The following is a 9,519-nucleotide window of genomic DNA, read 5'->3' as shown; positions in this document are numbered from 1 at the left end:
CGTGTTTGTAGCCGCGCCGGCGATTGAGGCGGGAACGGTGGAAGGGTGGGTAGGGGACCGCCCCGCGCAGCGGGAGTCGCTACGCGCGGGCGATCGGGGCGAGGACCGCGCCCGTCAGGGTGGCCAGGGCGGCCGGGTCCAGTTCGACCTCCAGGCCCCGGCGGCCCGCCGAGACGCAGATGGTGGCGTGGCCGGAGGCGGAAGCGTCCAGGACCGTCGGCAGACGGCGCCGCTGGCCCAGCGGAGAGATCCCGCCCCGCACGTAGCCCGTGGTGCGCTCCGCCAGCGCCGGATCCGCCATCGCGGCCCGCTTGCCGCCCACCGCCGCGGCGAGGGCCTTCAGGTCCAGGGAGCCCGAGACGGGGACCACGGCCACCGTGAGCGCCCCGTCCACCTCCGCGACCAGGGTCTTGAACACCTGCTCCGGGGAGACCCCGAGGGCCTCGGCCGCCTCCTCGCCGTACGAGGGGTGCGCCGGGTCGTGCTCGTAGGAGTGCGTGGTGAACTCGACCCCGGACGCCGTCAGGGACGTGATCGCGGGAGTCCCCGCCGTCTGCTGCTGCTTCTGCTTCTTGGCCATGGCCGGCCTCAGTTCGGGCTCGTCGGGGCGCGGGTCAGGTCCACCGCCGGAAGGGACGGCAGGTGCCGGATCACCGCGGTCTCGGTGCGGAGCAGCTTCAGTTCCTCCGCCAGCCGCGTCGCGGTGTCCGGGGCCTGCAGCAGCCGCTGCTTCGACGGGATGTCCAGCACGGCCGCGGCCGCCACCAGGTACGACACCACCGACGGCTCGTCCGGCAGGTCGGGCGTCGACGCCAGAGACCGCTCCCGGGCCCCCGCCAGCCGCTTCTGGTAGCTGCGGAAGGCCCGCAGGACCCCCTCGGCCAGGGCGCCCGCGCCGTCCCCGGCGTCCTCCGCGAGCTCCTCCAGCTCGGCGACGAGGAAGGGGCCCGACGCGTCCACCGACAGCAGCCGCACCCGCGTCGTACCGGTGGCGAGGACCTCGAAGCTGCCGTCCTCCCGCTCCCGGATCGTCGCCGCGTCCGCGATGCACCCCACCCGGTGGAACGCCTGGATCGGGTCCGCGCCGAAGCCCGCCGCCGGGCCCTTCTCGGGCAGGGAGGTCGGGTCGGGCAGGCCGGGCGCGGTCGGTGCCACCTCCCGGCCGTCGCGGATCGCGACGACGGCGAACCGGCGCGGCTCGTCCTCACCGAGCTTCAGCAGCTCGCGCATCATGGCGCGATACCGCTCCTCGAAGACGTTCAGCGGCAGTACGAGGCCGGGGAACAGCACCGAGTTCAGGGGGAAGAGGGGCAGGCGAACGGTGGTCACGCCCCACAGGGTAGTGGCCGCGGCGGCCGGGCCGTCACCCCCGCCGCAGCAGCCGGGACGCGCCCGCGGCCACCGTCGTGGCCAGGATCCACCCCAGCAGGACCAGCGCCGCCGACCCCCACTGCCAGACGCCCTCCGTCTTCCACTGCCCCTCCTGGCCGAGGTCGATCACCGGCAGGAGGAGGTCGAGGGCGTACAGGGCGGCGTTCCAGGCGGGGTGCTCGTCGGCCTTGAGGGGCTCCGGGCGGTGCCGCAGGAACAGCAGGGTGCCCGCCGCCCACAGGACCGCCATCCACAGCGCGGCCCGCCCCGGCCGGTAGCCGTAGAGCACCGTCCAGTCCTGGAGGTGGCCCCAGGCCCGCCCGGCCGGCGAGAGCGTGGTCCGCCGGCGCCGCTCCTTGGCCAGCAGCACCTCGCGGGCGTCCGCGTCCTCCCCGCGGGCCCGCAGGACGGCGGCGAGCCGCTCGTACGGTTCCGGCGAGTAGTCGGGGCTGGCCGCCCCGACCCACTCCAGCCGGCGATCCAGCGGGAAGTGCCCCCGGGGCGCGAGGGTCTCGTAGGCGAAGCCCTCCATCAGCAGCCGGCCCGGCCCCGGCCAGCTCGTCGAGCGGTCCACCAGCCGCACCACCTTCGCCCCGGACAGCACCACCCGGCCCTGCTCCGGCGCGTCCCCGACGAACCGCAGCTCGGGCGTCTGGATCCGGCGCAGCGAGACCTCCTGGTCCGGCTGGAGCTCGAAGCGGGACGCGTAGAAGTCGACGGAGTCCCCGAAGCGGCCGTCGTCCAGCCGCAGCCCGCCCCGGCACTCGAACGGCCGCGTCGGGACGCCCCGGGTGGGGGTCCGGCTCCAGTCGTACGGGTGCGACGGGTCCCCCGTCGCCGGGCCCACGGCGGCGGAGGTCAGGTACAGGGTGCGCTCGACGGTGAGGGTGGGCGCGTTCAGGGCGCGCCGGCCGTAGGGGTTGCGCAGCCGGGCCCCGCGCAGGCTCATCGAGGCGCCGACCCGGGCCCCGCGCAGGCTGACCTCGCCGTTGGTCTCCAGCAGCTCCGCCTGGAAGTCCTGGGCGACCACCAGCCCGTCGGCGGCGATCGCCCGCCCCCGCCCGTCCCGCTGGACCACGGAGCTGCTGATCAGCAGGTCGGTGCCGATCTGCGCGTCGGTCAGGCGGACCCCGCGCGCCACCCGGCAGCGCGCGAGGTGCAGGTCGCCCTCGGTGTGCAGCCGGGCCCCGTCCAGCCGGGGGATGGCGCAGTTGTCCAGCCGCAGGGTGCCGAAGCGGGTCTCGGAGAGCTGGATCTCGCCGTCGAAGCGGCAGGAGCGGATCTCCACGTACGGGGCGACCGTGCCCCCGGAGAGGTCCAGCCGGCCGGTGATCTGCGCGCCGCGCAGCTTCAGGCAGCCGACCCGGCCGGGTATCGGCGCGGGACCGGCGAGCAGCAGGTGGGCCACCACCTCCGCCCGGACCCGCCGCTCGGGTCCCCAGGGCCGGCCGGCGTGCGGATCGTCCCGTTCGGCGGAGTGCGCGCCGAGGTCGCAGACGGTGCCCGCGCGGAACGTCTCCCACATGTGCCGCTCGGGCTCCGTGAGGTCCTCCGGACGCCCGTCCCCGTACGCGTCCGCCCGCGGTTCCGCCATGGCAGCCCCCGCCGTCATTTACGTGTAAGGGAACGCTAGAGGGAGGCCGTGACATCCGGGGCGTGTATCAGCCAGTGATACGGGCGGACGGTGGCGGGAGCCGGTCTGAGAGAATTGGGAGGTGATCTCTCGTATCGACCTGCGCGGTGACGCCCTCCCCGAGGGTGGCGCCCTGCGCGATCTGCTGCCCCGTGCCGAGTTCGACGTGGAAGCCGCCCTGGAGAAGGTGCGGCCCATCTGCGAGGACGTCCATCATCGTGGCACGGCGGCGCTGATCGAGTACGCGCAGAAGTTCGACGGGGTCGAGCTCGCGCAGGTCCGGGTACCCGCGGAGGCCCTCACGGCCGCTCTGGAGCAGCTGGACCCGGCCGTCCGCGCCGCCCTGGAGGAGTCCATCCGGCGCGCCCGGATCGTGCACCGCAACCAGCGCCGAGCCGAGCACACCACCCAGGTGGTCCCCGGCGGCACCGTGACCGAGAAGTGGGTTCCGGTCGAGCGCGTCGGCCTGTACGCGCCCGGCGGCCGCTCGGTGTACCCGTCGTCCGTCGTGATGAACGTCGTCCCCGCCCAGGAGGCCGGCGTCGAGTCCATCGCGCTCGCCTCCCCGCCGCAGAAGGAGTTCGGCGGCCTGCCGCACCCGACCATCCTGGCCGCGTGCGCGCTGCTCGGCGTGGACGAGGTGTACGCGGCCGGCGGCGCCGTCGCCGTCGCGATGTTCGCGTACGGCACCGAGGACTGCCCGCCGGTGAACATGGTCACCGGCCCCGGCAACATCTGGGTCGCCGCCGCCAAGCGCTACTTCACCGGCAGGATCGGCATCGACACCGAGGCCGGCCCGACCGAGATCGCCGTCCTCGCCGACTCCACGGCCGACCCGGTGCACGTCGCCGCCGACCTGATCAGCCAGGCCGAGCACGACCCGCTGGCCGCCGCCGTCCTCGTCACGGACTCCGCGGAGCTCGCGGACGCCGTCGAGAAGGAGCTGGAGCCGCAGGTCGCCGCGACCAAGCACGTCGAGGACCGGATCAAGCCCGCCCTCGCCGGCAAGCAGTCCGCCATCGTCCTGGTCGACGACCTGGAGGCGGGCCTGAAGGTGGTGGACGCCTACGGTGCCGAGCACCTGGAGATCCAGACCGCCGACGCCGCCTCCTGGGCCGCCCGCGTCCGCAACGCCGGCGCGATCTTCGTCGGCCCCTGGGCGCCGGTCTCCCTCGGCGACTACTGCGCCGGCTCGAACCACGTCCTGCCCACCGGCGGCTGCGCCTGCCACTCCTCGGGCCTGTCCGTGCAGTCCTTCCTGCGCGGCATCCACATCGTCGACTACACCCGCGACGCCCTCGCCGAGGTCACCCACCACGTGGTGACACTGGCCGAGGCCGAGGACCTGCCCGCGCACGGCGCGGCCCTCAAGGCCCGCTTCGGATGGAAGGTGCCGAACCAGTGAGCACCATCGGCATTGACGACCTCCCCATCCGGGACGAGCTCCGCGGCAAGACCCCCTACGGCGCCCCCCAGCTGGACGTCCCCGTCCAGCTGAACACCAACGAGAACCCGTACGAGCTCCCCGAGCCGCTCGTGCGGCGCATCGCCGAGCGCGTCGCCGACGCCGCCCGCACCCTCAACCGCTACCCCGACCGGGACGCGGTCGAGCTGCGCACCGAGCTCGCCAAGTACCTCACCCGCACCGGCAAGCACCCGGTCTCCCTGGAGAACGTCTGGGCCGCCAACGGCTCCAACGAGGTCCTCCAGCAGCTGCTGCAGACCTTCGGCGGCCCGGGGCGCACGGCGATCGGCTTCGAGCCCTCCTACTCGATGCACGCGCTCATCGCGCGCGGCACCGGTACCGGCTGGATCTCCGGCCCGCGCCGGGAGGACTTCACCATCGACGTGGAGGCCGCCGAGCGGGCCATCGCCGAGCACGCCCCCGACGTCGTCTTCATCACCTCGCCCAACAACCCCACGGGCACCGCGGTCGAGGCGGAGACGGTCCTCGCGCTCTACGAGGCCGCCCAGGCGGCCAAGCCGTCCCTGGTCGTCGTGGACGAGGCGTACGTGGAGTTCAGCCACCGCGACTCCCTCCTCCCGCTGATCGAGGGCCGCCCCCACCTGGTGGTCTCCCGGACCATGTCCAAGGCCTTCGGCGCGGCCGGCCTGCGCCTGGGCTACCTCGCCGCGCACCCCGCCGTGGTCGACGCCGTGCAGCTCGTACGCCTGCCGTACCACCTGTCGGCCGTCACCCAGGCGACCGCGCTGGCCGCCCTGGAGCACACCGACACCCTGCTCGGCTACGTCGAGCAGCTCAAGGCCGAGCGGGACCGCCTCGTCACCGAGCTGCGGGCCATCGGCTACGAGGTCACCGAGTCCGACGCGAACTTCATCCAGTTCGGGAAGTTCGAGGACTCCCACACCGCCTGGCAGAAGATCCTCGACCAGGGCGTCCTGGTCCGGGACAACGGCGTACCGGGCCGGCTGCGGGTCACCGCGGGCACCCCGGCCGAGAACGACGCGTTCCTGGAAGCGGTTCGCGCACTGAAGAAGGAGCAGCAGGCATGAGCCGCATCGGACGGGTCGAGCGCACCACGAAGGAGACCTCGGTCCTCGTCGAGATAGACCTCGACGGCACCGGCAAGGTCGACGTCTCGACGGGTGTCGGCTTCTACGACCACATGCTCGACCAGCTCGGCCGCCACGGCCTCTTCGACCTCACGGTCAAGACGGACGGCGACCTGCACATCGACAGCCACCACACCATCGAGGACACCGCCCTCGCGCTGGGCGCCGCCTTCAAGCAGGCCCTCGGCGACAAGGTCGGCATCTACCGCTTCGGCAACTGCACCGTGCCGCTGGACGAGTCCCTCGCCCAGGTCACCGTCGACCTCTCCGGCCGCCCCTACCTCGTGCACACCGAGCCCGAGAACATGGCGCCGATGATCGGCGAGTACGACACGACGATGACCCGGCACATCCTGGAGTCCTTCGTCGCGCAGGCCCAGATCGCCCTGCACGTCCACGTCCCGTACGGCCGCAACGCCCACCACATCGTGGAGTGCCAGTTCAAGGCGCTGGCCCGCGCCCTGCGCTACGCGTCCGAGTTCGACCCGCGCGCGGCCGGCATCCTGCCCTCCACGAAGGGCGCCCTCTAGACGTGAACGGCCTCAACACCGTCCTGATCGTCCTCGGCCTGTTCCTGGCCGGGGGCGTCTACTCCTTCCAGAAGCAGAAGATGCCCAAGTCGGTGATCGTTCTGCTCGCCCTCGGCTCCGCCATGTGCCTGGCCGCGGGGATCCTGCGAATCCAAGGACTCTGGGCATGACCGCAACGAAGAACGTCGTGGTCTTCGACTACGGCTTCGGCAACGTCCGCTCCGCCGAGCGCGCCCTGGCGCGCGTCGGCGCGGACGTCGAGATCACCCGCGACTACGACAAGGCCATGGACGCCGACGGCCTCCTGGTGCCCGGCGTGGGCGCCTTCTCCGCCTGCATGCAGGGCCTCAAGGACGCCCGCGGCGACTGGATCATCGGCCGCCGCCTCTCCGGCGGCCGCCCCGTCATGGGCATCTGCGTCGGCATGCAGATCCTCTTCGAGCGCGGCATCGAGCACGGCGTCGAGACCGAGGGCCTGGACGAGTGGCCGGGCACGGTCGGCCCGCTGAAGGCCCCCGTCGTGCCCCACATGGGCTGGAACACCGTCGAGGCGCCCGAGGACAGCCAGGCCTTCGCCGGCCTGGACGCCGACGCCCGCTTCTACTTCGTGCACTCCTACGCGGCCCACGACTGGACCCTGGAGGTCACCAACCCCAGGATCAAGGGCCCCAAGGTCACCTGGGCCACGCACGGCGAGCGCTTCGTCGCGGCGGTGGAGAACGGGGCCCTGTGGGCCACCCAGTTCCACCCCGAGAAGTCCGGCGACGCCGGCGCCCAGCTCCTCACCAACTGGATCGAGACCCTGTGATGACCGCACCCACGCTCGAACTCCTCCCCGCGGTCGACGTCCGCGACGGCCAGGCCGTACGCCTCGTGCACGGGGTCTCCGGCAGCGAGACCTCCTACGGCTCCCCGCTGGAGGCGGCCCTCGCCTGGCAGGCCTCCGGCGCCGAATGGCTGCACCTGGTCGACCTGGACGCCGCCTTCGGCACCGGCGACAACCGCGCCCTGGTCGCCGAGATCACCCGGGCCATGGACATCAAGGTCGAGCTGTCCGGCGGCATCCGCGACGACGCCACGCTCGCCGCGGCCCTCGCCACCGGCTGCACCCGCGTCAACCTCGGCACCGCCGCCCTGGAGACCCCCGAGTGGGCCGCCAAGGCCATCGCCGAGCACGGCGACAGGATCGCCATCGGCCTGGACGTGCGCGGCACCACCCTCAAGGGCCGCGGCTGGACCAGCGAGGGCGGCGACCTCTACGAGACCCTCGCCCGCCTGGACTCCGAGGGCTGCGCCCGTTACGTCGTCACCGACATCGGCAAGGACGGCACCCTCAGCGGCCCCAACCTGGAGCTGCTGCGGAACGTCTGCGCGGCCACCGCCCGGCCCGTCGTCGCCTCCGGCGGCGTCTCCTCGCTCGACGACCTGCGGGCCCTGTCCGAGCTCGTCCCGCTGGGCGTCGAGGGCGCCATCGTCGGCAAGGCCCTGTACGCCAAGGCCTTCACCCTGGAAGAGGCCCTGGAGGTGGTCCGCGCATGAGCGGGATCCGTCGCATCTCCTCCGGCGGCGCCTACGAGGACGTCATCGGCTACTCCCGCGCCGTGGCCCTCCCCAACGGCCTCGTGCTGGTCTCCGGCTGTACGGCGGCCGGGGTGGACGGCCCGTACGACCAGACCATGACCGCGTTCGGGGTGGCCTTCAAGGCCCTCGCGGAGGCCGGTCTCGGTCCCGAGCACGTCGTCCGCACCCGGATGTACCTCACCCACGCCCGTGACGTCGACGAGGTGGGCCGCGCCCACAAGTCCCTCTTCGACGCCGTCCGCCCCGCCGCCTCCATGATCATCGTCAATGGCTTCGTCGACCCGACCATGGTCGTCGAGGTGGAGGTCGAGGCCTTCAAGGAGGTCACGCGATGAGCCTCGCCGTACGGGTGATCCCGTGCCTGGACGTGGACAACGGCCGCGTCGTCAAGGGCGTCAACTTCCAGAACCTGCGCGACGCCGGCGACCCGGTGGAGATGGCCAAGCTCTACGACGCCGAAGGCGCCGACGAGCTGACCTTCCTCGACATCACCGCCTCCTCCGGCAACCGCGAGACCACCTACGACGTGGTCCGGCGCACCGCCGAGCAGGTCTTCATCCCGCTCACGGTCGGCGGCGGCGTCCGCACCGCCGAGGACGTGGACAAGCTGCTGCGGGCCGGCGCGGACAAGGTGGGCGTGAACACGGCGGCCATCGCCCGGCCCGAGCTGATCCAGGAGATCGCGGAACGCTTCGGCCGCCAGGTGCTCGTCCTGTCGGTCGACGCCCGCCGCACCGAGTCCGGATCCTTCGAGGTCACCACGCACGGCGGCCGCCGGGGCACCGGCATCGACGCCGTCGAGTGGGCGCACCGGGCGGCCGAGCTGGGCGCCGGGGAGATCCTGCTGAACTCGATGGACGCCGACGGCACCAAGGACGGCTACGACACCGAGATGATCGCCGCCGTCCGCAAGCACGTCACCGTCCCGGTGATCGCCTCGGGCGGCGCCGGAAAGCTGGAGCACTTCCCGCCCGCCATCGCGGCGGGCGCCGACGCGGTGCTCGCGGCGTCGGTGTTCCACTTCGGCGAACTGCGGATCTCCGAGGTCAAGGCCACCCTGCGCGAAGCGGGCCACCCCGTCCGCTGACCGCCGCCCGGCGTCCGTGCACGTGCCGGACGGGGGCACCCGGGTACCGCCCCGGGTGCCCCCGTCGGTCCGTCAGGTCCGTCCCGTCTAGCGGAAGTCGTCGAACGAGTCGTAGTCGTCCTGCTGCTCGGGCTTCTGCTCCGGCTTCTGCTGCTGGTCCGCCTGCTGCTGGTCCTGCCTGTGGGCCTGCTGGAAGACCACCGAGGCGGCGTGGAAGTCACCGGCCTTCTCACCCGGCTGGAGGGTGGCGACCGGCTCGCCGCCGCACTCCTCCTCCGCGAAGATCAGGGCCACCGAGTCGGTCTCGTTCACGGCTTCGACGACGTCCGACGCGGCGGACGGCAGCGCGTGGCATTTGTCCGCACCCGTATCCTTGATCTGGGCGTTCTTCTCGGCGTGGCTCTGGTCCACGTACACGTAGTTGAGGGCCTTGCCGTCGTCGGCGAACGCCTGGGCTCCGGCGGGGAGGACCAGCGCGAGGGCTCCGGCGAGGGCGGCGGCGGTGGTGCGAAGACGCATGGGGGCTTCCGTTCCTTCCACGGTGACGACACCGAACCGGTCGGCATCCGTGACGGAGCGTAGGAGCGGGCCCACCTGAGGAAACCTTTTCCCCGACGCCGCCATGCCCGATTTCACCGGCCCGGCGGTACCGGCCCCCCGCTGCGCGGGGCTGTCTCCCCGCCCCGCCCTTCACCCGTTCTCGCCTCGATCGCCGGCGGGGCTGCGATCAGCCCCGCCGGCGA

General features: G+C 72.8%; 12 protein-coding genes. 8 read left to right on the top strand and 4 right to left on the bottom strand.

What is annotated here, in order from left to right; all coding sequences use genetic code 11:
* Positions 1-79: 79 nt before the first annotated feature.
* Genes ybaK through VR44_RS27055 form a run of 3 tightly spaced genes read right to left on the bottom strand, consistent with a single transcriptional unit; the run spans position 80 to position 2,965 of the window.
* On the bottom strand, positions 80-580 hold the full coding sequence (ybaK, locus tag VR44_RS27065) for a Cys-tRNA(Pro) deacylase (RefSeq protein ID WP_045950230.1): 501 nt from the start codon (positions 578-580) through the stop codon (positions 80-82).
* Positions 581-588: 8 nt separating this feature from the next.
* Positions 589-1,329 carry an LON peptidase substrate-binding domain-containing protein gene (locus tag VR44_RS27060; RefSeq protein ID WP_045950229.1) on the bottom strand — a complete coding sequence of 247 codons (741 nt, stop codon included), beginning with the start codon at positions 1,327-1,329 and terminating at the stop codon, positions 589-591.
* Between the two features lie 34 nt (positions 1,330-1,363).
* Positions 1,364-2,965: a hypothetical protein gene (locus VR44_RS27055; protein WP_045950228.1), complete on the bottom strand. Its 1,602-nt coding sequence runs from the start codon at positions 2,963-2,965 to the stop codon at positions 1,364-1,366.
* 121 nt (positions 2,966-3,086) lie between these two features.
* On the opposite strand from VR44_RS27055, the gene hisD reads away from it, so the two are divergent.
* The 8 genes from hisD to hisF are packed head-to-tail and all read left to right on the top strand — an operon-like array spanning position 3,087 to position 8,776.
* Positions 3,087-4,409, top strand: a complete 1,323-nt coding sequence (hisD, locus tag VR44_RS27050; protein WP_045950227.1) for a histidinol dehydrogenase — start codon at positions 3,087-3,089, stop codon at positions 4,407-4,409.
* Complete coding sequence (locus tag VR44_RS27045) at positions 4,406-5,518, top strand: histidinol-phosphate transaminase (RefSeq protein WP_045950226.1); 1,113 nt, start codon at positions 4,406-4,408, stop codon at positions 5,516-5,518. The genes hisD and VR44_RS27045 overlap by 4 nt, the downstream gene beginning before the upstream one ends.
* Positions 5,515-6,108 (top strand): imidazoleglycerol-phosphate dehydratase HisB, encoded by a 594-nt coding sequence (gene hisB / locus VR44_RS27040; RefSeq protein ID WP_045950225.1) that lies wholly within the window; start codon positions 5,515-5,517, stop codon positions 6,106-6,108. The genes VR44_RS27045 and hisB overlap by 4 nt, the downstream gene beginning before the upstream one ends.
* Before the next feature lie 2 nt (positions 6,109-6,110).
* Positions 6,111-6,278: a hypothetical protein gene (locus VR44_RS46060; RefSeq protein WP_045950224.1), complete on the top strand. Its 168-nt coding sequence runs from the start codon at positions 6,111-6,113 to the stop codon at positions 6,276-6,278.
* Positions 6,275-6,916 (top strand): imidazole glycerol phosphate synthase subunit HisH, encoded by a 642-nt coding sequence (gene hisH / locus VR44_RS27030; protein ID WP_045950223.1) that lies wholly within the window; start codon positions 6,275-6,277, stop codon positions 6,914-6,916. The genes VR44_RS46060 and hisH overlap by 4 nt, the downstream gene beginning before the upstream one ends.
* Positions 6,916-7,647 (top strand): bifunctional 1-(5-phosphoribosyl)-5-((5-phosphoribosylamino)methylideneamino)imidazole-4-carboxamide isomerase/phosphoribosylanthranilate isomerase PriA, encoded by a 732-nt coding sequence (gene priA, locus VR44_RS27025; RefSeq protein WP_045950222.1) that lies wholly within the window; start codon positions 6,916-6,918, stop codon positions 7,645-7,647. Before hisH ends, priA begins: the two co-directional genes overlap by 1 nt.
* Positions 7,644-8,024 carry a Rid family hydrolase gene (locus VR44_RS27020; protein WP_045950221.1) on the top strand — a complete coding sequence of 127 codons (381 nt, stop codon included), beginning with the start codon at positions 7,644-7,646 and terminating at the stop codon, positions 8,022-8,024. The genes priA and VR44_RS27020 overlap by 4 nt, the downstream gene beginning before the upstream one ends.
* Positions 8,021-8,776, top strand: a complete 756-nt coding sequence (hisF, locus tag VR44_RS27015) for an imidazole glycerol phosphate synthase subunit HisF (RefSeq protein ID WP_045950220.1) — start codon at positions 8,021-8,023, stop codon at positions 8,774-8,776. The genes VR44_RS27020 and hisF overlap by 4 nt, the downstream gene beginning before the upstream one ends.
* Positions 8,777-8,863: 87 nt before the next feature.
* On the opposite strand, the gene VR44_RS27010 is transcribed toward hisF, so the two are convergent.
* Positions 8,864-9,295, bottom strand: coding sequence for a hypothetical protein (locus VR44_RS27010; RefSeq protein WP_045950219.1), 432 nt, complete (start codon positions 9,293-9,295; stop codon positions 8,864-8,866).
* Between the last annotated feature and the right edge of the window lie 224 nt (positions 9,296-9,519).

Source organism: Streptomyces katrae (assembly GCF_000966975.1).
GTDB classification, from domain to species: domain Bacteria; phylum Actinomycetota; class Actinomycetes; order Streptomycetales; family Streptomycetaceae; genus Streptomyces; species Streptomyces katrae.
Note: the sequence above shows the minus strand (reverse complement) of the source record. Positions and strands in the feature narration are given on the sequence as shown.

Coding starts and splice junctions, on each gene's coding strand:
- ybaK (WP_045950230.1), bottom strand. CDS start 580: ATGGCCAAGAAGCAGAAGCAGCAGCAGACGGCGGGGACTCCCGCGATC.
- VR44_RS27055 (WP_045950228.1), bottom strand. CDS start 2,965: ATGGCGGAACCGCGGGCGGACGCGTACGGGGACGGGCGTCCGGAGGAC.
- hisB (WP_045950225.1), top strand. CDS start 5,515: ATGAGCCGCATCGGACGGGTCGAGCGCACCACGAAGGAGACCTCGGTC.
- hisH (WP_045950223.1), top strand. CDS start 6,275: ATGACCGCAACGAAGAACGTCGTGGTCTTCGACTACGGCTTCGGCAAC.
- priA (WP_045950222.1), top strand. CDS start 6,916: ATGACCGCACCCACGCTCGAACTCCTCCCCGCGGTCGACGTCCGCGAC.
- VR44_RS27020 (WP_045950221.1), top strand. CDS start 7,644: ATGAGCGGGATCCGTCGCATCTCCTCCGGCGGCGCCTACGAGGACGTC.
- hisF (WP_045950220.1), top strand. CDS start 8,021: ATGAGCCTCGCCGTACGGGTGATCCCGTGCCTGGACGTGGACAACGGC.
- VR44_RS27010 (WP_045950219.1), bottom strand. CDS start 9,295: ATGCGTCTTCGCACCACCGCCGCCGCCCTCGCCGGAGCCCTCGCGCTG.